The 24,778-nt window shown below is 72.1% G+C and carries 18 protein-coding genes and 1 tRNA gene; 17 read left to right on the forward strand and 2 right to left on the reverse strand.

Features of this window, described 5'->3' with window-relative positions:
• Nucleotides 1–123 precede the first annotated feature (123 nt).
• From ACFY6S_RS31280 to ACFY6S_RS31305, 6 genes are all read left to right on the forward strand, one after another.
• Entirely contained in the window at nt 124–654 is a 531-nt protein-coding gene (locus tag ACFY6S_RS31280; RefSeq protein ID WP_388825800.1) for a GNAT family N-acetyltransferase, read from the forward strand.
• Between the two features lie 548 nt (nt 655–1,202).
• Entirely contained in the window at nt 1,203–1,790 is a 588-nt protein-coding gene (locus tag ACFY6S_RS31285; protein WP_388825022.1) for a sigma-70 family RNA polymerase sigma factor, read from the forward strand.
• A complete protein-coding gene (locus ACFY6S_RS31290; protein WP_388825025.1) occupies nt 1,787–2,635 on the forward strand; it encodes an anti-sigma factor family protein in 849 nt (282 codons plus the stop codon). Before ACFY6S_RS31285 ends, ACFY6S_RS31290 begins: the two co-directional genes overlap by 4 nt.
• Before the next feature lie 62 nt (nt 2,636–2,697).
• Nucleotides 2,698–5,226 carry a HelD family protein gene (locus ACFY6S_RS31295; RefSeq protein ID WP_388825028.1) on the forward strand — a complete coding sequence of 843 codons (2,529 nt, stop codon included), beginning with the start codon at nt 2,698–2,700 and terminating at the stop codon, nt 5,224–5,226.
• A gap of 425 nt (nt 5,227–5,651) precedes the next feature.
• Nucleotides 5,652–7,070 carry an NAD-dependent malic enzyme gene (locus tag ACFY6S_RS31300; RefSeq protein WP_388825031.1) on the forward strand — a complete coding sequence of 473 codons (1,419 nt, stop codon included), beginning with the start codon at nt 5,652–5,654 and terminating at the stop codon, nt 7,068–7,070.
• Between the two features lie 419 nt (nt 7,071–7,489).
• Nucleotides 7,490–7,771, forward strand: coding sequence for an HU family DNA-binding protein (locus tag ACFY6S_RS31305; protein WP_003954777.1), 282 nt, complete (start codon nt 7,490–7,492; stop codon nt 7,769–7,771).
• A gap of 186 nt (nt 7,772–7,957) precedes the next feature.
• Here the strand turns inward: ACFY6S_RS31305 and murA are convergent, their stop codons facing one another.
• The gene (murA, locus tag ACFY6S_RS31310) at nt 7,958–9,298 is read right to left on the reverse strand and encodes a UDP-N-acetylglucosamine 1-carboxyvinyltransferase (RefSeq protein WP_388825034.1); all 1,341 of its coding nucleotides are present in this window, start codon (nt 9,296–9,298) and stop codon (nt 7,958–7,960) included.
• 273 nt (nt 9,299–9,571) lie between these two features.
• Here murA and ACFY6S_RS31315 point away from each other — a divergent pair, with 273 nt between their 5' ends.
• The 9 genes from ACFY6S_RS31315 (at nt 9,572) to ACFY6S_RS31355 (ending at nt 20,784) form a co-directional block, all read left to right on the forward strand.
• Nucleotides 9,572–10,132: a YqgE/AlgH family protein gene (locus ACFY6S_RS31315; protein WP_388825037.1), complete on the forward strand. Its 561-nt coding sequence runs from the start codon at nt 9,572–9,574 to the stop codon at nt 10,130–10,132.
• Between the two features lie 122 nt (nt 10,133–10,254).
• Complete coding sequence (locus ACFY6S_RS31320) at nt 10,255–10,554, forward strand: DUF3039 domain-containing protein (protein ID WP_114624094.1); 300 nt, start codon at nt 10,255–10,257, stop codon at nt 10,552–10,554.
• Nucleotides 10,555–10,749: 195 nt separating this feature from the next.
• On the forward strand, nt 10,750–12,054 hold the full coding sequence (locus ACFY6S_RS31325) for an extracellular solute-binding protein (RefSeq protein WP_388825040.1): 1,305 nt from the start codon (nt 10,750–10,752) through the stop codon (nt 12,052–12,054).
• Nucleotides 12,055–12,059: 5 nt separating this feature from the next.
• Nucleotides 12,060–13,022: a carbohydrate ABC transporter permease gene (locus tag ACFY6S_RS31330; RefSeq protein WP_388825043.1), complete on the forward strand. Its 963-nt coding sequence runs from the start codon at nt 12,060–12,062 to the stop codon at nt 13,020–13,022.
• Between the two features lie 59 nt (nt 13,023–13,081).
• Complete coding sequence (locus ACFY6S_RS31335) at nt 13,082–13,912, forward strand: carbohydrate ABC transporter permease (protein ID WP_388825803.1); 831 nt, start codon at nt 13,082–13,084, stop codon at nt 13,910–13,912.
• A gap of 11 nt (nt 13,913–13,923) precedes the next feature.
• Nucleotides 13,924–15,615, forward strand: coding sequence for a beta-N-acetylhexosaminidase (locus tag ACFY6S_RS31340; protein WP_388825046.1), 1,692 nt, complete (start codon nt 13,924–13,926; stop codon nt 15,613–15,615).
• Nucleotides 15,616–16,079: 464 nt separating this feature from the next.
• Nucleotides 16,080–16,976 (forward strand): FAD binding domain-containing protein, encoded by an 897-nt coding sequence (locus ACFY6S_RS31345; protein ID WP_388825049.1) that lies wholly within the window; start codon nt 16,080–16,082, stop codon nt 16,974–16,976.
• A complete protein-coding gene (locus tag ACFY6S_RS31350) occupies nt 16,973–18,484 on the forward strand; it encodes a (2Fe-2S)-binding protein (RefSeq protein ID WP_388825052.1) in 1,512 nt (503 codons plus the stop codon). The genes ACFY6S_RS31345 and ACFY6S_RS31350 overlap by 4 nt, the downstream gene beginning before the upstream one ends.
• Nucleotides 18,481–20,784: a xanthine dehydrogenase family protein molybdopterin-binding subunit gene (locus tag ACFY6S_RS31355; RefSeq protein WP_388825055.1), complete on the forward strand. Its 2,304-nt coding sequence runs from the start codon at nt 18,481–18,483 to the stop codon at nt 20,782–20,784. Before ACFY6S_RS31350 ends, ACFY6S_RS31355 begins: the two co-directional genes overlap by 4 nt.
• A 59-nt stretch (nt 20,785–20,843) precedes the next feature.
• Here the strand turns inward: ACFY6S_RS31355 and ACFY6S_RS31360 are convergent.
• Nucleotides 20,844–20,915, reverse strand: a tRNA-Cys gene (locus ACFY6S_RS31360).
• Nucleotides 20,916–21,116: 201 nt separating this feature from the next.
• On the opposite strand from ACFY6S_RS31360, the gene ACFY6S_RS31365 reads away from it, so the two are divergent.
• Nucleotides 21,117–22,607: an MFS transporter gene (locus tag ACFY6S_RS31365; protein ID WP_388825058.1), complete on the forward strand. Its 1,491-nt coding sequence runs from the start codon at nt 21,117–21,119 to the stop codon at nt 22,605–22,607.
• 223 nt (nt 22,608–22,830) lie between these two features.
• A complete protein-coding gene (locus ACFY6S_RS31370; RefSeq protein WP_388825061.1) occupies nt 22,831–24,615 on the forward strand; it encodes a DEAD/DEAH box helicase in 1,785 nt (594 codons plus the stop codon).
• The last annotated feature ends 163 nt before the right edge of the window (nt 24,616–24,778 follow it).

The following is a 24,778-nucleotide window of genomic DNA, read 5'->3' on the forward strand; positions in this document are numbered from 1 at the left end:
GACGAGGGCAGCCGGGGGGTACGGCTGACGAGACCAGCCGACGGGTATGGCTGACGAGACCAGCCGACGGGTATGGCTGACGGGAATGAGGGCGCCACGGCGCGGGCTCGCTACGGTACGGAGATGGTCAACGCCCCCTCCCTCCGCCTCCGGCCCGCCACCCTCGACGACGCCGAAGCTCTCACCGAGGCCCTGGTCCGCAACCGCGAACACCTGCGCCCCTGGGAGCCCGCCCGCCCCGCCGACTTCTTCACCGCGCGCGACCAGGCCCGCCGGCTCGCCGATCCCTCGCTGCGGCGCTGGCTGCTGGTCGACGGTCCGCGCGTCGTCGGCACGGTGACCCTGTCCAACATCGCGCTCGGCTGCTTCCGCAGCGCCCATCTCGGCTACTGGATCGACGCCGACCACACCGGCCGGGGCCTGGCGACCCGCGCAGCCGAGGAGGTGTGCCGAGCGGCCCGCGACGAGCTGGGGCTGCACCGCGTCGAGGCGGGCACGCTGCTCGTCAACACCGCCTCGCAACGGGTGCTCGGCAAGTGTGGCTTCGAGCTGATCGGCACCGCGCCGCGCTATCTCCACATCGCGGGGGAGTGGCGCGACCACCGGCTCTACCAGCGCATCCTGCACGACAGCCCGCCCGACCCCGCCGCCTGACGCCCAGACCCCGCGCCGCCGCCCGCGTGACGGGTTCGACCCGGGGCGCGGCTGCCTCGATCCGGTGGCCACCGGTGCACCAACGTGCCGAGGATGCGGACGGCTTGATTCCGTCGTATTGCTCGGAGGGTGGCTGATTGCCGACGGTCCGCTGCCGGAGGGGACGCCAGGACCGTACGGGACGAGCGCGGCCCTCTCGTGGGGGAGTTGAGTGCCGTGCCGCGCAATGAGGCGCTGCCGGCGGCCGTGGCCAGGGGTGCGGTGGAGCCGCTCACCGATCCGGCGGCGTGGTCTATACCTTATTTTCGCAAGGTTATTGCGCGATTTTCGGCCAAGTCTGCGCACTTCCTGCCCGACTCACCAACACGATCTCCATGAGTCGTACATGAATTCTCCGTGGGTCTCGGATCGCCGCGAACCAGCACATGCCGCCGTTCGGTCCCCTCTAAAGATCTTGAAAGATTTTCCCGTGCCGTTGAGTACGGGCATCACGGCCTCCGTAGTGATGAGGGAGAAGCAGCCAAGAAGGTCTCGACCGGGAGGTTTAGGTGCGCAAGGATGCGGCCGTGGCCGATGACCGCCCTCACCGGGCCCGACACCGGAGCGCGACACCGCGCGCCAATTCTCCCGCTCCCGACGAGGAGTTGATGCGAGCGCTGTACCGCGAACACGCCGGTCCGCTGCTCGCCTACGTCATGCGCCTCGTCGCGGGCGATCGTCAGCGGGCCGAGGATGTCGTACAGGAAACGCTCATCCGTGCCTGGAAGAACGCCGGTCAGCTCAACAGGGCGACCGGCTCTGTCCGACCCTGGCTGGTGACGGTCGCCCGGCGCATCGTCATCGACGGTCACCGCAGCCGGCAGGCCCGGCCGCAGGAAGTCGATCCGTCGCCGCTGGAGGTCATGCCCGCGGAGGACGAGATCGACAAGGCGTTGTGGCTGATGACGCTCTCGGATGCGCTGGAGGATTTGACCCCTGCCCACCGGGAAGTACTCGTGGAGACGTACTTCAAGGGGCGTACGGTCAATGAGGCTGCCGAGACCCTCGGCATACCCAGCGGGACCGTGCGTTCCCGGGTGTTCTACGCACTTCGTTCCATGAAGCTCGCACTGGAGGAGAGGGGGGTCTCGGCATGACCACGCACGAGCAGTACGGACTGGGCGACGAAAGTACTGTGCATGAAGCCATCGGAGCGTATGTTCTCGGCATTCTGGATGATGCCGAGGCGACGGCGTTCGAGGCGCATCTGGCCGGCTGCCGGATCTGCGCCGTCCATCTGGAGGAGTTCTCCGGCATGGAGCCGATGCTCGCCATGCTGGCGGACGCGCCCGACTCGTTCTCCGCACCCGATCCGTTCTCCGTGCCCGGCCCGCTCGGCGCGCCCGCCAAACCCGTCGTCGTACCGCCGGCGCGGCTGCCGACGCCGTCCGTCTCCGTGCGGCCCGGCCCGCAGCTGCTCGACAAGCTGGTCGACGAGGTCGCGGCCAAGCGCGCCAAGCGCAAGCGCCGGGGGCTGTATCTCGTGGCCGCCGCCGCTGTGCTGATCATCGGGGGGCCGCTGGGAGCCGTCGTGGCCACCTCGGGCGACACGTCGCCCGGCAGCAGTCAGGCGGCGCCCCGCAACCCCGCCGAGGACTTCGGCAGGATGCCGGACAAGGTCGCCGCGACGGACCCCGCCACCAAGGTCAGCGCGAGCGTCGCCACCGAGTCCAAGCTGTGGGGCACCTTCGCCTCGCTGGAGCTGAAGAACGTCAAGGGCCCGCTCAAGTGCAGCCTGATCGCCGTCTCCAGGACCGGCGCCGAAGAGGTCGTCACCTCCTGGGCGGTGCCCGAATGGGGGTACGGAATCCCCGACAGTCCCAACGAGAACGGCAAGAAGCCGCTCTACGTGGAGGGCGGTACGGCCATGGACAGCAAGGACATCGACCACTTCGAGGTCCGTACGTTCGACGGCGACCGGCTGGTGGAGATCCCTGCCTGACATCCCCGCCCCCTTCGCGTACGGTTGACGGCTGCCCAACGCACGTCATGAAGGGGGCCTCGGTGGCCGCGCAGGATGCCGCTGTTCAATCGGCTGGACCCGCCGTCGATCCCGTGCGCGACACGGGGCACGACTCCGTACGCGACCGTGAGATCGGTGTCGAACAGCACCATCTGGACCAGGTGTACCGCCGCCTCGAGGAGAAGATCGACGAGGCGGAGTTCCTCATGAACGACGCCGCCAAACGGGGACAGGTCGGCACCCCGGGAGCCCTCGCGGAGCGGGACGCACAGGTCTTCCGGGCCGGCATCCATCTCAACCGGCTCAACAACGAGTTCGAGGACTTCCTCTTCGGCCGGATCGACCTGCTGCGGGGCAAGGACGGCAAGAAGGGCCCGGACGGCGCGTACACCTCGGTCGAACCGGCCGACGACGCGATCCGGGCCGATCACACCGCCGAGATCGCCGAGACGCTGCACATCGGCCGGATCGGAGTCCTCGACTCCGACTACTCGCCGCTGGTCATCGACTGGCGCGCGCCCGCCGCCGCGCCGTTCTACCGCTCCACCCCGGTGGACCCGGGACGCGTGGTGCGGCGCCGGGTCATCCGCTCCAAGGGCCGCAGGGTGCTCGGGGTCGAGGACGACCTGATGCGCCCGGAGCTGACCGCCTCGCTGGACGGCGGGCCGCTCGCCGTCATCGGCGACGGCGCGCTGATGGCCGCGCTGGGGCAGGCCCGCAGCCACACCATGCGGGACATCGTCTCGTCCATCCAGGCCGAACAGGACCTGGTGATCAGGGCCCCCGCCGCCTCCGTCACCGAGGTCGCGGGCGGGCCGGGCACCGGTAAGACGGCGGTCGCGCTGCACCGCGCCGCCTACCTGCTCTACCAGGACCGCCGGCGGTACGCGGGCGGCATCCTGATCGTCTCCCCGACGCCGCTGCTCGTCGCGTACACCGAGGGCGTGCTGCCCTCGCTTGGCGAGGAGGGGCAGGTGGCGATCCGCGCGGTCGGGTCGCTGGTGGACGGCGCCGAGGCCACCGCCTACGACGAGCCGGCCGTGGCCCGCGTCAAGGGCTCCGCACGGATGATCAAGGTGCTGCGGCACGCGGCGAGAGGCGCCCTGGAAGGGGCCACGGGCGCGGCCGGCGGCCGCCGGGGCCGGGGCGGGCGGCGCGGCGGCGGGCAGGACCGGTCGGGGCAGCTCGCCTTCGGCGAGAGCGAAAGCCGGAGCGAGAGCGGTAACGGGACCGAGAACGGGAGCGAGGAGCGCGGGTCCGGCGCGGACGGCGCCGCCGCCGGAGTGCGGACGGACCGGCTCCGGGTCGTCGCCTTCGGCCGCAGGCTGGAGCTGGAGGCCGAGGAACTGCACCGTATCCGGCAGTCCGTGCTCAGCGGCAGCGCCCCGGTCAACCTGCTCAGACCCCGCGCGAGACGGCTGCTGCTCGACGCCCTGTGGGCGCGGTCCGGCGCCGCGTCGCGGGCCGGGGAGTACCTCTCCGCGGGAGACGCGGAGCTGGCCGCCGAACTGCGCGGCGGCTTCGACGACGACATCACGTCCGAGGACGCCTTCGTGGAGTTCCTGGACGCCTGGTGGCCCGAGCTGACCCCGCGCGGGGTGCTCGCGGCGATGGCCGACGAACGGCGGCTGGGCCGCTGGTCGCGGCGGGTGCTCAACCAGGGCGAGAGCCGGCGGCTGGCCCGCTCGCTGCGGCGGCTGGGCCCCGAGGGCAAGGGCGCGCTGTCCGTGCACGACGTGGCGCTCCTGGACGAGCTGGAGACACTCCTGGGCGCGCCGCCGCGCCCGCGCAAGCGGCGCGACCTCGACCCGCTGGACCAGCTCACCGGGCTGGAGGAGCTGATGCCGCAGCGCGAGGAGTCGCAGCGCGAGCGGGCCGAGCGGCTGGCGGCGGAGCGTACGGAGTACGCGCACGTCATCGTCGACGAGGCGCAGGACCTGACCCCGATGCAGTGGCGGATGGTCGGCCGCCGGGGCCGGCAGGCCACCTGGACGGTGGTGGGCGACGCCGCGCAGTCCTCGTGGTCCGACCCCGACGAGGCCGCCGAGGCCCGCGACGAGGCGCTGGGCGCCCGGCCGCGCCGCCGCTTCACCCTGACGGTGAACTACCGCAACCCGGCCGAGATCGCCGAGCTGGCGGCGAAGGTCCTGGCGCTGGCCATGCCGGGCATGGACTCGCCGCGAGCGGTGCGCTCGACGGGCGTACGGCCGCGCTTCAGCGTCGTACCCGACGGTGACCTGGCCGCGACCGTACGGGAGGAGGCGCGCCGGCTGCTGGAGCGGGTAGACGGCACCGTGGGTGTCGTCGTCGCCATGCACCGGCGCGAGCAGGCGGCGCGCTGGCTGGCCGGACTCGGCGAACGGGTGGTGGCGCTCGGCAGCCTTGAGGCCAAGGGACTGGAGTACGACGCGACGGTCGTGGTCTCCCCGGCGGACATCGCGGACGAGTCCCCGGCCGGCCTGCGGGTGCTGTACGTGGCGCTGACCAGGGCGACGCAACAGCTCACGGTGGTCTCGGCGGCCCGCGACGAGCCGGACGCCGACGGCGTCCCCGACCTGCTGCGCGACTGAGCCGCCGGCCCGTGGCGGCCCCGGCGAGCGGTTCGACTCGGACGGGAGTTCGAGTCGATGGGCGATGGACTTCGGGTCAACTCGCGTGAAGGGAATCGCTTGGCGGGGTGGTTTGTTAGCCTGGGGGTGGCACCGACTCGATCCAAGCCCCCGGGCTCAACCTTCGTCGCTTCGAGCGACCACTTGCCGCGAGGCGAGCATGGCGGGTCGGTGCCACCCTTCACGTCAGCGTCACAGGACGCGCCGAGCAGGCCCCCGCCGCAGCAGTGGCGGGGGCCTGCCGCTGTCTCGCATCATGGACGCCGGGTTCCGTAGATAAAGGTCTTTACCTGTTACTCATCGGTAGGTGCGACCATCTGAAGGTCTCTCCGGTCCCGCACCGGACGGGACGGCAATGAGGCTGAGGAAAGAAGAGGAACACGGTCATGGCAACGGCGCCCAGCGTCTCGTACTCGATGACGGTAAGGCTGGAGGTTCCCGCGAGCGGTACCGCGGTCTCCCAGCTGACCACGGCCGTGGAATCCTCCGGTGGCTCGGTGACCGGTCTTGACGTGACCGCCTCCGGCCACGAGAAGCTGCGGATCGATGTCACCATCGCCGCCAGCTCCACGGGACACGCGGACCAGATCGTCGAACAGCTGCGGGGGATCGAGGGCGTGACCCTCGGCAAGGTCTCCGACCGTACGTTCCTGATGCACCTCGGCGGCAAGATCGAGATGCAGTCCAAGCACCCCATCCGCAACCGTGACGATCTCTCCATGATCTACACACCCGGTGTGGCGCGGGTCTGCATGGCCATCGCGGAGAACCCCGAGGACGCCCGCCGGCTCACCATCAAGCGCAACTCGGTGGCGGTCGTCACCGACGGCTCAGCGGTGCTCGGACTGGGCAACATCGGCCCGAAGGCCGCGCTGCCCGTGATGGAGGGCAAGGCGGCCCTGTTCAAGCGGTTCGCCGGTATCGACGCCTGGCCGCTCTGCCTGGACACGCAGAACACCGACGAGATCGTCGCCATCGTGAAGGCCATCGCGCCCGGCTTCGCGGGGATCAACCTGGAGGACATCTCCGCGCCGCGGTGCTTCGAGATCGAGGCCCGGCTGCGCGAGGCGCTGGACATCCCGGTCTTCCACGACGACCAGCACGGCACCGCGATCGTCGTCCTCGCCGCGCTGACCAACGCGCTGCGCGTGGTGGGCAAGGGCATCGGGGACGTACGGGTGGTCATGTCGGGCGCCGGCGCGGCCGGTACGGCGATCCTGAAGCTGCTGATCGCGGCGGGCGTCAAGCACGCCGTGGTCGCCGACATCCACGGCGTGGTGCACGCGGACCGCGCGGACCTGGTGGACGCCGCGCCGGATTCGCCGCTGCGCTGGATCGCCGACAACACCAACCCCGAGGGCATCACGGGCACGCTCAAGGAGGCCGTGCGCGGCTCCGACGTGTTCATCGGCGTCTCGGCCCCCAACGTGCTCGACGGGGACGACGTGGCGGCCATGGCCGAGGGCGCCATCGTCTTCGCGCTCGCCAACCCCGACCCGGAGGTCGACCCGGCGCTCGCCCGCGAGACCGCCGCCGTGGTGGCCACCGGCCGCTCCGACTTCCCCAACCAGATCAACAACGTGCTGGTCTTCCCCGGTGTCTTCCGCGGCCTGCTGGACGCCCAGTCCCGTACGGTCAACACGGACATGATGCTGGCCGCCGCGACCGCCCTCGCGAACGTGGTCGGCGAGGACGAGCTGAACCCGAACTACATCGTGCCGTCGGTCTTCAACGACAAGGTCGCGGGCGCGGTGGCGGGAGCGGTCAGCGAGGCCGCCAGGGCGGACGGCGAAGCCCTCGCCTGACGGCCCGCGCTTCGGTGCGGCGGCCGGGTGCGTCCGTCCACCCGGATGGGCGCACCGGGGCGGTGAACTGCGTGATCACGGTCACGCTACCGACGACTGCGGTACATCTCACGTCCGTCCGGTGCCCGGCGCGTCGCGATTCGCCGGGCCACGCGGGCCCCTCTAGGCTCTGCCAGACAGGACCGAGGCTCCAAAGAGTCTCCACAGAGTCGACGGAACGTCACGACGACGAGGCACTGGTGCTTTTCGTGTGACTCCGGAGAGTGCCGGATTGGCTTTCCCGCCGCTGGTGGGGGCAGGATGCGTATTCGGGCGCGAGGGTCTGTCAGCAGACCCGGGTCCGGGGACTGTCCGAGGGCCCTGGCAGCATCGGCTTCGATCTCACGCCTTACAGGCAAGAAGAACACGGGAGTAACAACATGAACCGCAGTGAGCTGGTGGCCGCCCTGGCCGACCGTGCCGAGGTGACCCGCAAGGACGCCGACGCCGTGCTGGCCGCTCTCGCCGAGACGGTCGGTGAGATCGTCGCCAAGGGCGACGAGAAGGTCACCATCCCCGGCTTCCTGACCTTCGAGCGCACCCACCGTGCCGCTCGCACCGCTCGTAACCCGCAGACCGGCGACCCGATCCAGATCCCGGCCGGCTACAGCGTGAAGGTCTCCGCGGGCTCCAAGCTCAAGGAAGCCGCCAAGGGCAAGTAACACCCATGGCCGGACAGCGCCGGTAGAAGGCGCTGGGCCACGCACAGGGGCGGCCGTCCGATCCGGACGGCCGCCCCTGCTGTGTTAGGCCGTCAGAAGGCCGCTCAGCAGCACGGACGCCGGTGGCCCCGCTCCTGTGAGGAGCGGGGCCACCGGCGTCGTCGGGGCCGCCAGGCGGAGGGTCGGTCAGACGACCGCGCCGCTGGGAAGTTCCACCTTGGCGCCCAGCTCCACCAGCTTGTCGAGGAAGTTCTCGTAACCGCGGTTGATCAGATCGATGCCGTGCACCCGTGAGGTGCCCTGGGCGGCCAGCGCCGCGATCAGGTACGAGAAGCCGCCGCGCAGGTCGGGGATGACCAGATCCGCGCCCTGGAGCTTGGTGGGGCCCGACACCACGGCGGAGTGCAGGAAGTTGCGCTGGCCGAAGCGGCAGTCGGAACCGCCCAGGCACTCCCGGTAGAGCTGGATGTGGGCGCCCATCTGGTTGAGCGCCGAGGTGAAGCCGAGCCGTGACTCGTAGACCGTCTCGTGGACGATGGACAGTCCCGACGCCTGCGTCAGCGCCACCACCAGCGGCTGCTGCCAGTCGGTCTGGAAACCGGGGTGCACGTCCGTCTCCAGCGCGATCGCGTTGAGCGAGCCGCCCGGGTGCCAGAAGCGGATGCCCTCGTCGTCGATCTCGAAGGCACCGCCCACCTTCCGGTAGGTGTTCAGGAAGGTCATCATCGACCGCTGCTGCGCGCCCCGGACATAGATGTTGCCCTCGGTCGCCAGCGCCGCGGACGCCCAGGAGGCGGCCTCCAGACGGTCCGGCAGCGCCCGGTGCGTGTAGCCGTCCAGCCGGTCGACCCCGGTGATCCGGATCGTCCGGTCGGTGTCCATCGAGATCATCGCGCCCATCTTCTGGAGCACGCAGATCAGATCCTCGATCTCCGGCTCCACGGCGGCGTTCGACAGCTCGGTGACGCCCTCGGCCAGGACGGCCGTCAGCAGCACCTGCTCGGTCGAGCCCACCGACGGGTACGGCAGCCGGATCTTGGTGCCGCGCAGCCGCTGCGGCGCCTCCAGGTACTGGCCGTCCGCCCGCTTCTCGATCGTCGCGCCGAACTGGCGCAGCACGTCGAAGTGGAAGTCGATCGGCCTGCCGCCGATGTCACAGCCGCCCAGGCCGGGGATGAACGCGTGGCCGAGCCGGTGCAGCAGAGGTCCGCAGAAGAGGATCGGGATGCGCGACGAGCCGGCGTGGGCGTCGATGTCGGCGACGTTGGCGCTCTCGACATGGGTCGGGTCGAGGATCAGCTCGCCCGGCTCGTCGCCGGGGCGCACGGTCACGCCGTGCAGCTGGAGCAGCCCCCGTACGACCCGGACATCGCGGATGTCGGGGACGTTGCGCAGTCGGCTCGGGCCGCTGCCGAGCAGCGCCGCGACCATGGCCTTCGGAACCAGGTTCTTCGCGCCTCGGACGCGGATCTCGCCCTCCAGCGGGGTTCCACCGTGGACAAGCATTACATCGTCTGTGGCGGTCATGAATCTCGCGTTCCGGAGTGGGCGGGCAGGTGGTCAAGGAAAAGGGTAAGGGGCGCAAGCCCCTGTCCCGTAAGGCCCGGGGCGGGTGGGACACGTAATGGACATGTAACCGTAGAGCGGCGCCACGCAATGTGGGGGAACCCTCGCGGAGGGTCACCGGGTGAGTTTCGCGCGGCTCCGCGCTTCCTTCGCCGTCCGGCGCTCTGAGCTGGGTTCACGCCCACTCCTTCGGGTGTGCCCCACGGAGGACGAAGATGCGGGATCATGTGTCGCATGACGGAGGTGTCCTCGCTCACAGGGCGGTTGCTGGTGGCGACCCCCGCCCTGGCGGACCCGAATTTCGACCGCGCGGTGGTCCTCCTGCTCGACCACGACAAGGAGGGCTCCCTCGGTGTGGTCCTCAACAGGCCCACCCCGGTGGGCGTCGGGGACATCCTGGAGCCGTGGGGGAAGCTGGCGGGGGAGCCGGGGGTGGTCTTCCGGGGCGGACCCGTCTCGCTGGACTCGGCGCTCGCCCTCGCCGTCATCCCCGGCGCCGAGGGGCCGTTGGGCTGGCGGCGGGTGCACGGGGCGATCGGGCTGGTCGACCTCGACACCCCGCCCGAGCTGCTGGCGCGGGCGCTCGGCTCGCTCCGGGTCTTCGCCGGATACGCGGGATGGGGTCCGGGCCAGCTGGAGAACGAACTGCGCGAAGGCGCCTGGTATGTCGTGGACTCGGAGCCGGGTGACGTGTCGTCGCCCCGGCCCGAGAGGCTGTGGCGGGCGGTGCTGCGCAGACAGCGCGGTGAACTGGCGATGGTCGCGACATATCCGGACGATCCCTCCCTCAACTGAGCGAGTGGCCGGTTTGCGCCGCCCGCGGCCCCGGCGTGTCGGCGCGATGCGTGAGCGTTCGGCTCCGGAGTGCACGGACCCGGGCCGTCATGAACCGCCCGGCGTGGGTACCCTTGGCTCCCATGAGCACTCTTGAGCCCGATCGCGGGGCAGGCACGGGCACCCTCGTGGAGCCGACACCGCAGGTGTCGCGTGGCGACGGCGACCACGAGCGCTTCGCCCACTATGTGCAGAAGGACAAGATCATGGCGAGTGCCCTGGAGGGCACTCCCGTGGTGGCGCTGTGCGGGAAGGTCTGGGTACCGGGGCGCGACCCCAAGAAGTATCCGGTCTGCCCCATGTGCAAGGAGATCTACGAGTCCATGGGCCCCGGCGGGGACAAGGACAAGGGCAAGGGCGGCAAGGACGGCGGCAAGAAGTAGCCGGCCGCACCCCCGTCACAGGACGGCCCCCGGAACGCGCGTGCACGGCGCGCTCCGGGGGCCGTTCGCGTTTGCTGGTCACGAATTGGTCGAGACCACTTGTGGGCGTGTTCCGGCCGTGCGTAACCTCCTGCCAGTTGTGCAGCACGAAACGCTCGTTGCGTATGTTGCAACGCCGACTCGTAGGGATCCCGGATGAAGTTCTCTGCCCGCCTGGCCCCGCCCCTCGCGGCACTCGTGCTCGCCGGCCTCACCGTCACCGGCTGCGCCCCGGGGACCTCCGACACCGGCGCGACCAAGGACGACAAGAGCGGCACCCTGCGTGTCTGGCTCTTCCAGGAGGTCGGCAACAAGCCCAAGGAACGCGTCGTCGACGCCGCCGTGGCCGCCTTCCGGAAGAAGCACGCGGACGCGAAGGTCGAGATCGAGTACATACCCGTCGAGACCCGCGCCCAGCGCGTCAAGGCCGCGTTCAACGACCCCGAGAGCGCGCCCGACCTCATCGAGTACGGCAACACCGACACCGCCGGGTACGTCAAGGACGGCGGACTCGCCGACATCACCGCCGAGTTCGACGCCTGGGACGAGGCCGAGGACACCGATCCGACGGCCAGGGAGTCCGTGACGGTGGGCGAGGGGATCTACGGAGCGCCGCTGTTCGTCGGCGTACGCGCCCTGTACTACCGCACCGACGTCCTCAAGGAACTCGGCCTCCCCGTGCCCGCCTCGCAGGCCGCGCTGATCTCCACGGCCGAGAAGATCCACCGGGCCAAGCCGGGACTGTACGGGCTCGCGGTGGGCGGCGCCTACACCTACGGCGCCATGCCCTTCGTCTGGGCCAACGGCGGCGAACTCGCCGAGAAGAGCGGCGCCACGTACAAGGCCGCCGTCAACAGCCCGGCCGCCCGCAAGGGCATCGAGGCGTACACCTCGCTGTTCGGCGACGGCAACTGTCCGGCCGCCAAGTGCGCCTCCATGGGAGGCAACGCGACCGTCACCGCTTTCGCCTCCGGCAAGGCCGCCATGGCCATCGGAGGCGATTTCAGCCACGCCGCCGTCGAGGCGGGCGCGGTGAAGGGCAAGTACGCCGTCGTCCCGCTGCCCGGCGTCGAGAAGGGCTCGATCGCCCCGGCCTTCGCGGGCGGCAACAACATCGGCGTGCTCAGGAGCAGTTCGCACCGCACCCTCGCGGTGGAGCTGATGAAGTCGCTCACCGGCAAGAAGACCCAGGCCGACCTGTTCGACGCGATGGGCTTCCTGCCCACGTACACCGACGTCCTGGCGGCCTCGGCCGAGAAGCAGCCGTTCGTCGAGCCGTTCGTGAAGTCCCTGGAGGCGGGCGCCAAGTTCGTCCCCGCGTCGGCCGGCTGGGCGCAGATCGACTCCTCGCTGGTGCTGCCGACGATGTTCCAGGAGATCGTCAGCGGCCGTAAGAGCGTCGCCGCCGCCTCGGACGACGCCGCCCGGAAGATGGACGCCGCGTTCTCCTCGGCGGGCTGACCACCATGGCGAACGACACGGTGGCGGACGCCGCCCCCCGCACCCGTACGCCCGTGCGCGCCCCCGCGCGCGGGCGCCGGCCCCGGCGGGCCGGGGCCGGCGGCTGGACCCCCTGGCTCTACCTCGCGCCCGCGCTCGTCGTCCTCGGCGGGCTGCTCGTCTACCCGATCTACCAACTCGGCCTGATCTCCTTCCTGGAGTACACCCAGGCCCAGGTCAGCGGCGGACAGCCCACCACCTTCAAGGGCCTGGGCAACTACGCCACGCTCTTCGGGGACGGCGAGTTCTGGCAGGTGCTGCTCGCGACCGTGCTGTTCGCCGCCGCGTGCGTCGTCACCACCCTCGCGACCGGCTGCGCGCTCGCCGTCCTGCTGACCCGCGTACGGGCGCTGCCGCGCCTCGCGCTGATGATCGCCGCGCTCGGCGCCTGGGCCACCCCGGCGATCACCGGCTCCACCGTCTGGGTCTTCCTCTTCGACCCCGACCACGGGCCCGTCAACCGGCTGCTGGGGCTGGGCGACTTCTCCTGGACGTACGGCCGGTACAGCGCCTTCACGCTGGTCCTGCTCGAAGTGGTCTGGTGCTCGTTCCCGTTCGTGATGGTGACCGTGTACGCGGGCATCAGGGCGATCCCCACCGAGGTCCTGGAGGCCGCCTCGCTCGACGGCGCCTCGCAGTGGCGGACCTGGCGCTCGGTCACCGCGCCGATGCTGCGGCCGATTCTGGCCGTGGTCACCATTCAGTCGGTCATCTGGGACTTCAAGGTCTTCACCCAGATCTATGTGATGACGGGCGGCGGCGGAATCGCGGGGCAGAATCTCGTGCTGAATGTCTACGCCTATCAGAAGGCGTTCGCTTCCTCGCAGTACAGCCTCGGTTCGGCCATCGGCGTGGTCATGCTGGTGATTCTGCTGGCGGTCACGCTCGTATACCTGCGCATCGTCCGACGCCGGGGAGAAGAACTGTGAACCAGCCCAGTCCCACCCCGACGGCCGCCGCCGGTCCGCGGGGACCGGCCCGGCCGGGCCTGACCGTACGCCGCCCCTGGCGGCTGCTGGCCGAGGCGTCCGCCCTCGTCATCGCCGTGATCGTGGCCTTCCCGCTGTACTGGATGGTCCTGTCGGCGGTGAAACCGCAGGGCGAGATCCAGTCCACCTCGCCACGGCCCTGGACGCTCTCGCCGTCGCTGGACTCGTTCCGCCGCGTCTTCGAACAGCATGAGTTCGGCCGCTACTTCCTCAACAGCCTGCTGGTCGCCGGAACGGTCGTGATCGCCTCGGCGCTCATCGCCTTTCTCGCGGCGACCGCCGTGACGCGCTTCCGTTTCCGTTTCCGCACCACCCTGCTCATCATGTTCCTCGTCGCGCAGATGGTGCCGGTCGAGGCGCTGACGATTCCGCTGTTCTTCCTGATGCGGGACGCCGGACTGCTCAATACGCTCGGCTCGCTGATCCTGCCGCATCTGGCCTTCTCGCTGCCCTTCGCCGTATGGATGCTGCGGGGATTCGTCAAGGCGGTCCCGGAGGCGCTGGAGGAGGCCGCTTACATCGACGGCGCGAGCCGCACCCGCTTCCTGTGGCAGATCCTCTTCCCGCTGGTCTTCCCGGGGCTGGTCGCGACGAGCGTCTTCTCGTTCATCTCGACCTGGAACGACTTCCTCTTCGCCAAGTCCTTCATCATCAGCGACACCTCCCAGTCGACCCTGCCCATGGCGCTGCTGGTCTTCTTCAAGCCGGACGAGAACGACTGGGGCGGGATCATGGCCGCCTCGACCGTGATGACCGTTCCGGTGCTGGTCTTCTTCGTACTCGTACAGCGGCGCCTGGTCTCCGGACTGGGCGGCGCCGTCAAGGACTAAGGACGGACGACATGGACATGGACCTGATTCCCGAGCCCCGGCGCACCTGGCCGGCCCCGCGCGGCGCCGCCGCCGCGGCGTTCCCCCTCGACGCCGAGACCGCCGTCGAGGCGGGAGCCGGTACCGAGGGCGTCGCGCGCTGGCTGCGCGCGTACGTGGGCGCGGCGACCGGGCTGCCGTTCCCCGACGCCGCGGTCGCGGCGGCGGCCGACAACCGGATCGTGCTGGAGATCGACCCGGCCGCCGGGCCCGAACCGGGCCCCGAGAGCTACCGGATCGCCGTGGACGACGCGGAGATCCGGATCACCGGCGGCGGCGCCGCCGGGGTCTTCTGGGGCGCGCAGACGCTGCGCCAGCTGCTCGGCCCCGACGCGTACCGCGCCGCGCCCGTCGACGCCGGGCGGCAGTGGTCCGTACCGGCCGGGGTCATCGAGGACGCGCCCCGGTTCGCCTGGCGGGGACTGATGCTCGACGTGGCACGGCACTTCACGCCCAAGGACGGCGTGCTGCGCTGTCTGGATCTGCTCGCCGCCCACAAGCTGAACGTCTTCCACTTCCATCTCACCGACGACCAGGGCTGGCGGATCGAGATCGAAAGCCACCCGAAGCTGACCGGAACGGGGGCCTGGCGGGCCCGAACCCGGTGGGGCCACCGTGCCTCGGAGCTGTGGGAGGAGAAGCCGCACGGCGGCTACTACACGAAGGACGACCTCCGCGAGATCGTCGCGTACGCCGCCGCGCGGCACATCACCGTCGTCCCCGAGATCGAGATCCCGGGGCACTCCCAGGCCGCCATCGCCGCCTACCCGGAGCTGGGCAACACCGACGCCGGCGACACGTCCGCCGTCACCGTCTGGGACAGCTGGGGCGTCAGCCCCCACGTACTCGCCCCCACCGACCGCGTCCTGCGCTTCTACGAGGACGTGTTCGAGGAGGTCCTCGACATCTTCCCCGCCGCGACCTCGCCGTTCATCCATGTCGGCGGGGACGAGTGCCCCAAGGACCAGTGGCGCGCGTCCCCGGCCGCCCAGGCCCGGATCAAGGAACTCGGACTGGCCGACGAGGACGCCCTCCAGGCGTGGTTCATCCGCCACTTCGACCAGTGGCTCGCCGCGCGGGGCCGCCGCCTCATCGGCTGGGACGAGATCCTGGAGGGCGGAACGCTGGAGACCGGTGCCCCGGGCGGCGGACTGTCCCCGGGCGCCGCCGTGTCGTCCTGGCGGGGATACGCGGGCGGGATCGCCGCCGCCCGGGCCGGCCACGACGTCGTCATGTGCCCCGAGCAGCAGGTCTACCTGGACCACCGTCAGGCGTCCGGCGACGACGAACCGATGCCCATCGGCTACGTACGCACCCTGGAGGACGTCTACCGTTTCGAGCCCGTTCCCCCGCAGCTCACCGGGGAGGAGGCGGCCCATGTGCTCGGCGCCCAGGTCAACGTCTGGACCGAGGTGATGCAGGACCGTTCCCGCGTCGACTACCAGGTCTTCCCCCGGCTCGCCGCCTTCGCCGAGGTCGCCTGGTCGGCCCTCCCGGCCCCCGGCGAGCGCGACTTCGCCGACTTCGAGCAGCGGATGGCCGCGCACTACCGGCGGCTGGACGCCCTCGGGGTCGAATACCGGCCGCCCGGCGGCCCGTTGCCCTGGCAGCGGCGGCCCGGAGTGCTGGGGCGTCCGATCGACGGGCCACCGCCCACCGTGTGAGCCGACCCGCCGTGTGACCCGACCGTGTGAACTCGCCCGCGTCGCCGCCCCGCCCGTCCGCCCGGTTCCCAAGTCGCCCCGGGGGCCGGTCGGCGAAGCCCCGCCCGCCCCGCGACACCCGGCACACACGCTCTCCGTGCCGCCGGGATCGCCCCGTTACGTCCCCCGCCGGGGTGGCCCTCCGCCGCGCCGTCGCCCGTACCGGGCGCGGCGGGGCCCACCCTCCGGGCGGGCGGCGCTACTTCGGCGCCGGGCCCCGGAGCCGGAGAAGGACGGCATTTCGTAGGTGACGCCGAAGAGGCACGAAACCGGACCTTCCTCCTGGGCAGGGACGGATGCGTCCTTCGTGGACCCTCGCGTCGGCAGGTCCCGAAGATGTGCCAGAGTTGCCACGTCCCGACTGTGAGCACGTACGGTACGGCAACACAGGCGGGAGACCGGGACACCGGAAAGGGGCAGCTGGGTTGACCACGCACGCACCGCACACGGCGCAGTTCGTGACGTTGCCGGCCTCGCTCGACGAGGCCGTGGCGGCGCTCACCGCGATGCCCGCCGCCGTGCCCGTCGCGGGGGGAACCGATCTGATGGCGGCCGTCAACAAAGGCCAGCTCAGGCCCGCGGGACTGGTCGGCCTCGGCCGGATCAGCGAACTGCGCGGCTGGCACTATCAGGACGGCCACGCGCTGCTGGGCGCGGGTCTGACCCACGCGCGCATGGGCAGGCCCGACTTCGCGGCCCTGATCCCCGCGCTCGCCGCCTCGGCGCGCGCGGCGGGCCCGCCCCAGATCCGCAACGCCGGGACGCTCGGCGGGAACATCGCCACCGCCGCGCCGACCGGCGACGCCCTGCCCGTACTCGCCGCGCTCGAAGCCGACCTGGTGGTCGCCGGCCCCGACGGCGTCCGACGTGAAATTCCTGTGTCGCATCTGCTGGCCGGCCGGGAGATGCTCGCGCCCGCCGAGCTGATCGGCTTCGTGCGCGTCCCGTTGCTCCACGCGCCGCAGGTCTTCCTCAAGGCGACCGGGCGCACCGGCCCCGGCCGGGCCACCGCTTCCGTCGCCGTCGTGCTCGACCCGGCGCGGCGCGGAGTGCGCTGCGCGGTCGGCGCGATCGCGCCGATGCCGCTGCGCCCGCTGGAGGCGGAGCGCTGGATCGCCTCGCTGATCGACTGGGACGGCGCGCGGGGGCTCGCGCAGGAGGCGCTCGCCGCCTTCGGCGAGTACGTCGCCGCCGCGTGCATCCCGGATCAGCCGCCACCGGCCGACGGCGGAGAGGCGCCACCGCCCTCGGCCGCCATACTGCATCTGCGGCGTACGGTCGCCGCGCTGGCCCGACGGGCACTGGGGAGGGCATTGTCGTGACCACCAACGAGAACCCCAGTTCCGGCTCCGGGGTCCCCGGCGGACCGGGCGGCTGGCAGCCGGTCCCGCAGGGCGGTGAGTACGACGGCGAGTCGACCGGCTTCGTACAGCTGCCCCCCGAGGACACCCTGGACGCGCCGCTGGCCGCGCCGGGGCACGGTTACGTACCGCCGAGCATCGACCCGCTGACCCACGGCGACCCGGCGGCGCTCGACCCGTCGGCGCCGGGCGGCTGGGCCGCGCAGCCGGTGGCCGGGGCGGGCGCCACGCAGTGGCCCGAGCCGCAGCGCGACGACGCGGAACACGACGGCTACGGACAGGGCGGCTACGGCCACGGCGGTTACGGTCCCGGCGGCTACGCCCCGCAGGGGACGAGCCACTGGAACTTCAGCGAGGTCGTACCGGAGTCCGGTCCGGGGGCCGCTGACGGCGTTGGCGGAGGCGAGGGCGTCGGCCCTGTGCCGACGGGCCAGTGGACCATCCCGGTCGCCCCGGGCGATCTCCCCGACGAGTCGGGCGAGTTCAGCACCTCGATGCTGACGTCCTCGTGGGACGGCGGCGCTCCCGCGGCGACGCTGCCGGGCGGCGCCACCGCGCCCTGGTCGCCGGAGGCCCTGGCCGAGACCGCACCACCGGCCGAGACGCCCGAGCCCGCCGCCGTCCACGAGTCCACGGCCGTCGTGCACGAACCGGCCGAGGTCCACGAGACCGCCGCCGTGCACGAACTCGCCGTGCACGACGACGCCACGCCGGAGGACCCGGCCGGGGCCGCGCCCGAGCCGGGCCCGGCGCCCGAACCCGAGTTCCCCGCCGAACCCGCGCCCCTCACCGAGCCCGCGCCCCTCACCAGCAGCAACGACAGCGCCGAACACCCGGCGGGCTCCTACGTGCTGCGCGTCAACGGCACCGACCGGCCCGTCACCGACGCCTGGATCGGCGAGTCGCTCCTGTACGTGCTGCGCGAACGTCTCGGCCTCGCGGGCGCCAAGGACGGCTGCTCGCAGGGCGAGTGCGGCGCGTGCAACGTCCAGGTCGACGGCCGGCTGGTCGCCTCCTGCCTCGTCCCCGCCGCCACGGCCGCCGGTTCCGAGGTCCGTACCGTCGAAGGGCTGGCCGCCGACGGCGAACCCTCCGACGTCCAGCGGGCGCTGGCCAGGTGCGGGGCGGTGCAGTGCGGCTTCTGCGTCCCCGGCATGGCCATGACCGTCCACGACCTCCTGGAGGGCAACCACGCCCCCAGCGAACTGGAGACCCGGCAGGCGCTCTGCGGCAACCTCTGCCGCTGCTCCGGCTACCGGGGGGTGCTCGACGCGGTGGACGAGGTCGTCGCCGAGCGCAGGGCCAGCGCGGAGGCCGCGGCCGCGGCCTCCGAGGAGGCCCGCGTACCGCACCAGGCGCCGCCCGACGGCGGCGGCGCGCACCCCGGCCGGCATCCCGCCGGCCGGCACCAGCAGCACTCCCCGAACCAGCACCACACCCCGCACTCGCCCGACGGAGGCATGGCGTGAGCAACGACGCGGCCACCGGGGCCCCCACGCTCGACGGCCCGCAGCAGGAGCCGCCGGCGCACGGTCTCGGTGCGTCCCTCCCCCCGGCCGACGCGCGCGCGAAGACCGAGGGCACCTTCCCCTACGCCGCCGACCTGTGGGCCGAGGGACTGCTGTGGGCCGCGATCCTGCGCGCCCCGCACCCGCACGCCCGCATCATCTCCATCGACACGGCCGCCGCCGCCGAGATGCCCGGCGTACGGGCCGTCGTCACCCACGAGGACGTCCCCGGCGACTCGGCCTACGGCAGACGGGTCGCCGACCGGCCCGTCTTCGCCGCCGACATCGTGCGCCACCACGGCGAGGCCATCGCCGCCGTCGCCGCCGACCACCCCGACACGGCCCGGCTCGCCGCCGCCGCCATCGCCGTCGAGTACGAGGTGCTCGACCCGGTCACCGACCCGGAGAAGGCGTTCGCCGCCGAACCGCTGCACCCGGACGGCAATCTGATCCGGCACATCCCACTGCGCTACGGCGACCCCTCGGTCACCGGCGAGGTCGTCGTCGAGGGGCTCTACCGCATCGGCCGCCAGGACCCGGCGCCCATCGGCGCCGAAGCGGGGCTCGCCGTGCCGAGACCGGACGGCGGCGTCGAGATCTACACCGCCTCCACCGACCCGCACACCGACCGCGATCTGGCCGCCGCCTGCTTCGGGCTCGACCCCGAGCGGGTGAAGGTCGTCGTCACCGGGGTCCCCGGCGCCACCGGCGACCGCGAGGACCCCGGGTTCCAGATCCCGCTGGGCCTGCTCGCCCTGCGCACCGGCTGCCCGGTCAAACTCGCCGCCACCCGCGAGGAGTCCTTCCTCGGCCACGCCCACCGCCACCCCACCCTGCTGCGCTACCGCCACCACGCCGACGCCGAGGGCCGCCTCGTCAAGGTCGAGGCGCAGATCCTGCTGGACGCGGGCGCCTACGCCGACGCCTCCTCCGAGTCCCTCGCGGCGGCCGTCGCCTTCGCCTGCGGCCCGTACGTCGTCCCGCACGCCTTCATCGAGGGCTGGGCCGTCCGCACCAACAACCCGCCCTCCGGCCATGTGCGCGGCGAGGGCGCGATGCAGGTGTGCGCCGCCTACGAGGGCCAGATGGACAAGCTCGCCGCCAGGCTCGGGGTGGAACCGGCCGAACTGCGGCTGCGCAACGTCCTCGCCACCGGCGACATCCTGCCCACGGGACAGACGGTGACCTGCCCGGCGCCGGTCGCCGAACTGCTCACCGCCGTACGGGAGTTCCCGCTGCCGCCGCTCCCCAAGGACACCCCCGAGGCGGCCTGGCTGCTGCCCGGCGGCCCGGAGGGCGCGGGCGAGCCCGGCGCGGTACGGCGCGGGGTCGGCTACGCGCTGGGCATGGTCCACATGCTCGGTGCCGAGGGCGCTGACGAGGTCTCCACCGCCACCGTCAAGGTCCACGACGGAGTGGCCACCGTCATCTGCGCCGCCGTCGAGACCGGCCAGGGCTTCGCCACCCTCGCCCGTCAGGTCGTGCAGGAGACCCTGGGCATCGAAGAGGTCCACGTCGCCTCCGTCGACACCGACCAGCCCCCGGCCGGCCCGGCCGCCCACGGGCGGCACACCTGGGTCTCGGGCGGCGCGGTCGAGCGGGCCGCGAAGATGGTCCGCACCCAGCTCCTCCAGCCGCTGGCCCACAAGTTCGGCATGTCCACCGAGCTGCTCCAGATCACCGACGGCAAGATCACCTCGTACGACGGGGTGCTGTCCACCACGGTCACCGAGGCGATGGACGGCAAGGAACTCTGGGCCACCGCCCAGTGCCGCCCCCACCCCACCGAGCCCCTGGACGCCTCGGGCCAGGGCGACGCCTTCGTGGGCATGGCCTTCTGCGCGATCCGCGCGGTCGTCGACGTCGACATCGAACTCGGCTCGATCCGCGTCGTGGAGATGGCCGTGGCCCAGGACGTCGGCCGGGTCCTGAACCCGGCCCAGCTCGCCACCCGTATCGAGGCCGGCATCACCCAGGGCATCGGCACCGCCCTCACCGAGAACCTCCGCACCAACCGGGGCGTCGTCCGCCGCCCCGACCTCACCGGCTACGCCCTGCCGACCTCCCTCGACGCGCCGGACATCCGCATCGTCAAGCTCGTCGAGGAACGCGACGTGGTGGCCCCCTTCGGCGCCAAACCGGCCAGCGCCGCCCCCGTCGTCACCGCCCCGGCGGCCGTGGCCTCGGCGGTCCGCGCCGCCACCGGCCGCCCGATCAGCCGCCTCCCGATCCGCCCCCAGGCGGCGGTGGCGGCGCCCTGAACGCCGGAGCGGCCGCTCCCCACCCGGGGAGCGGCCGCTCGTCCTGCTGTTCGCCGCCGAGACCGTGGGGGGATTCGAACCCCCGTAACTCGAGTTGCAGTCGAGCCCCTGAGCCACTCGGGCACACGGTCGTGCGTGTCACGCTTTCCTGCTGTCTCCGACCGTAGGCGCCCGGCCCGCGGCGCTCAACAGATCCCGGCGGTACGCAACGCGACTGCCATACGCCGTTCACGGACGGGGCACGGTCGTACGCCGGTCGTACGCCCAACGGACCAGCGCGGATACGCCGCCCGACAGGGTCCAAGCCGGTCTACGGCCCTTACGCTGGGCCCATGACCGCCCCCGACCCAGCCGACGCCGCCGTCGCCCCCGACCTGCCCGCCCCCACCGCCCCCGCTCCCGCCGCGCCCATGGCCTCGATGCCGCGCGAAAGGGGCGTCCTGGGGCCGGAGCACCGGGCGCTCAGCGTCGGGATCGTCTCCGTCGTCCTGCTGATCGCGTTCGAGGCGACCGCCGTCGGGACCGCGATGCCGGTGGCGGCGCGGGAGCTGAACGGCATCCCGCTGTACGCGTTCGCCTTCTCCGCGTACTTCACCACCAGCCTCTTCGCGATGGTGTTCTCCGGTCAGTGGGCCGACCGCCGCGGCCCGCTCGCGCCGCTCGCGACCGGGATAGCCGCGTTCGGCGCCGGGCTGCTGCTCTCCGGGACGGCCTCCACCATGTGGCTGTTCATCCTCGGCCGCGCCGTCCAGGGCGTCGGCGGCGGGCTGGTCATCGTCGCGCTGTACGTGGTGGTCAGCCGCGCCTACCCGGAACGGCTACGGCCGGCGATCATGGCCGGGTTCGCCGCGAGCTGGGTGATCCCCTCCGTGGTCGGACCGCTCGCCTCCGGGACCGTGACCCAGCACCTCGGCTGGCGCTGGGTGTTCATCGGCATCCCCGTGCTCGTCGTCCCGCCGCTGGCGCTCGCGCTGCCCGCGATCCGGGCGAGGGCCTCGGGCCCCGCCGACACGACGGCGCCCGCCCCCGCCTTCGACCGGCACCGGATCCGGCTCGCGCTCGCGATATCCCTGGGCGCCGCGCTGCTCCAGTACGCGGGCCAGGACCTGCGCTGGCTCTCCCTCGTCCCCGCCGCCGCGGGCATCGCGTGCCTCGTTCCCGCCGTCCTCGGGCTGCTGCCCGCCGGCACCTGGCGGGCGGCGCGCGGGCTGCCCGCCGTGGTGCTGCTGCGCGGCGTCGCCGCCGGGGCGTTCGTCGCCGCCGAGAGCTTCGTCCCGCTCATGCTGGTCACCCAGCGCGGCCTGTCGCCGACGATGGCCGGGCTCTCGCTGGCGCTCGGCGGGGCGTCATGGGCGCTGGGCTCGTACGTGCAGTCCCGGCCGCGCCTGGAGCCGTACCGCCAGCGGCTGATGGTGGGCGGGATGGTGCTGGTCGCGCTGGCCATCGCCATCGCGCCGACCGTACTGATCAAGGCCGTCCCCGTCTGGGTCCTCGCGGCGGGCTGGGGCCTCGGCTGTCTCGGCATGGGCGCGGTGATCGCCTCGACGAGCGTGCTGCTGCTCAAGCTGTCGGCGCCGGAGGAGGCGGGCGCCAACTCCGCCGCGCTCCAGATCTCCGACGGCCTGTCCAACGTCCTCCTGCTGGCGGCAGGCGGCGCGGCCTTCGCCGCCCTCGGCGGCGGCGCGGTGGGCGCCCACGCCACCGCCGACGCCGCCGGCACGGGCGCCCACCCGGCGGCGTTCGCGGCGGTCTTCCTGCCGATGGCGTGCGTGGCCCTGGCGGGGGCGTGGGTGGCCACGCGGGTGCGGGGGCCGGTGCGGTGAGCGGTCGCGGCCCCCGGGCCCGGGGTGCGGTGGGGCGCTGCACGAACGGCTCGCCCGGAGCCGTCGCGGCCTCGATGTGACCACCGTCGCACCTGTACGTCCACCCCTCGGTTCATACGAGGACCGGGCCCCCTCGCGGGTAGGGTGGCCCGGTCCTCGTACGTGCGGACCCCGCCCACGCGGCACCCACGCGTGCCGACCCCGAGCGCCCGAACCGGAGACCGTGACTACTACCGCCTCCTCCCACCACCTCTCGCCCGCGTTCCCGGGCCGCGCCCCCTGGGGCACCGCCAACAAGCTGCGCGCCTGGCAGGAGACCGCCCTCGGCCGTTACCTGGAGACACAGCCGCGCGACTTCCTGGCCGTCGCGACCCCCGGCGCCGGGAAGACGACCTTCGCGCTGACCCTGGCGTCCTGGCTGCTGCACCACCACGTCGTGCAGCAGATCACCGTCGTCGCACCCACCGAGCACCTCAAGAAGCAGTGGGCCGAGGCCGCCGCGCGGATAGGCATCAAGCTGGACCCGGAGTACAGCGCCGGGCCGGTGAGCAAGGAGTACGACGGCGTCGCCATCACCTACGCCGGTGTCGGCGTGCGCCCCATGCTGCACCGCAACCGCTGCGAGCAGCGCAAGACCCTGGTCATCCTGGACGAGATCCACCACGCCGGCGACTCCAAGTCCTGGGGCGAGGCGTGCCTGGAGGCGTTCGAGCCCGCGACCCGGCGACTCGCGCTGACCGGTACGCCGTTCAGGTCGGACACCAACCCGATCCCGTTCGTGGCGTACGAGGAGGGAGACGACGGCATCCGCCGCTCGTCCGCCGACTACACGTACGGATACGGCAACGCGCTCGGCGACGGCGTCGTCCGGCCCGTCATCTTCCTCAGCTACAGCGGCAACATGCGCTGGCGCACCAAGGCCGGTGACGAGGTCGCCGCCAAGCTCGGCGAGCCCATGACCAAGGACGCCGTCTCGCAGGCGTGGCGCACCGCGCTCGATCCGCGCGGCGACTGGATGCCCAACGTGCTGCGCGCCGCCGACCAGCGGCTCACCGAGGTCCGCAAGGGCATCCCCGACGCCGGTGCGCTGGTCATCGCGAGCGACCAGGACTCGGCGCGCGCCTACGCCAAGCTCATCCGCGAGATCACCGGTACGAAGGCGACGGTCGTCCTCTCCGACGACACCGGCGCTTCGAAGCGGATCGACGAGTTCAGCGCGAGCGACGACCGCTGGATGGTCGCGGTCCGGATGGTGTCCGAGGGCGTCGACGTCCCCCGCCTCGCCGTCGGCGTGTACGCCACCACCATCTCCACCCCGCTCTTCTTCGCCCAGGCCGTCGGCCGTTTCGTGCGCTCCAGGCGGCGCGGCGAGACGGCCTCGGTCTTCCTGCCGACCGTCCCCGGCCTGCTCGGCTTCGCCTCCGAGATGGAGGTCGAGCGCGACCATGTGCTCGACAAGCCGAAGAAGGGCGAGGACGATCCCTACGCCGAGTCCGAGAAGGAGATGGCGGAGGCCGAGAAGCTCCAGGACGAGGACACCGGCGAGCAGGAGGAGTTCTCCTTCGAGGCGCTGGAGTCGGACGCCGTCTTCGACCGGGTCATGTACGAGGGCGCCTCGTTCGGCATGCAGGCGCACCCCGGCAGCGCGGAGGAGCAGGACTACCTCGGCATCCCCGGACTGCTGGAACCCGACCAGGTGCAGATGCTCCTCCAGAAGCGCCAGGCCCGGCAGATCGCGCACAGCCGCAAGAAGCCGGACGCCGAAGCGGACCTGCTGGAGCTGCCCGCCGAGAAACGGCCGGTGGTCTCGCACAAGGAACTGCTCGGGCTGCGCAAGCAGCTCAACACCATGGTCGGCGCCTACGTCCACCAGAGCGGCAAGCCGCACGGGGTGATCCACACCGAGCTGCGCCGGGTGTGCGGGGGCCCGCCGAGCGCCGAGGCGACGGCGGGACAGCTGCGGGAGCGGATCGCGAAGGTCGGCGAATGGGCCACCCGGATGCGCTGAGGTCCTGTGGGCGAATGCGGTGACGGCGTAAAGATATGCGTCAGAGGCCGTAGCACTGAGTGACCGGTGCGCGTGGGAGTGTGTACGTCGATGGCCGTTGTCCGGGTGGGCAACGGCCATCGACGTGTCCCGACACAATCCGATACATCGCCCGAATCGACCC

Source organism: Streptomyces sp. NPDC012835, from assembly GCF_042900885.1.
GTDB lineage: Bacteria > Actinomycetota > Actinomycetes > Streptomycetales > Streptomycetaceae > Streptomyces.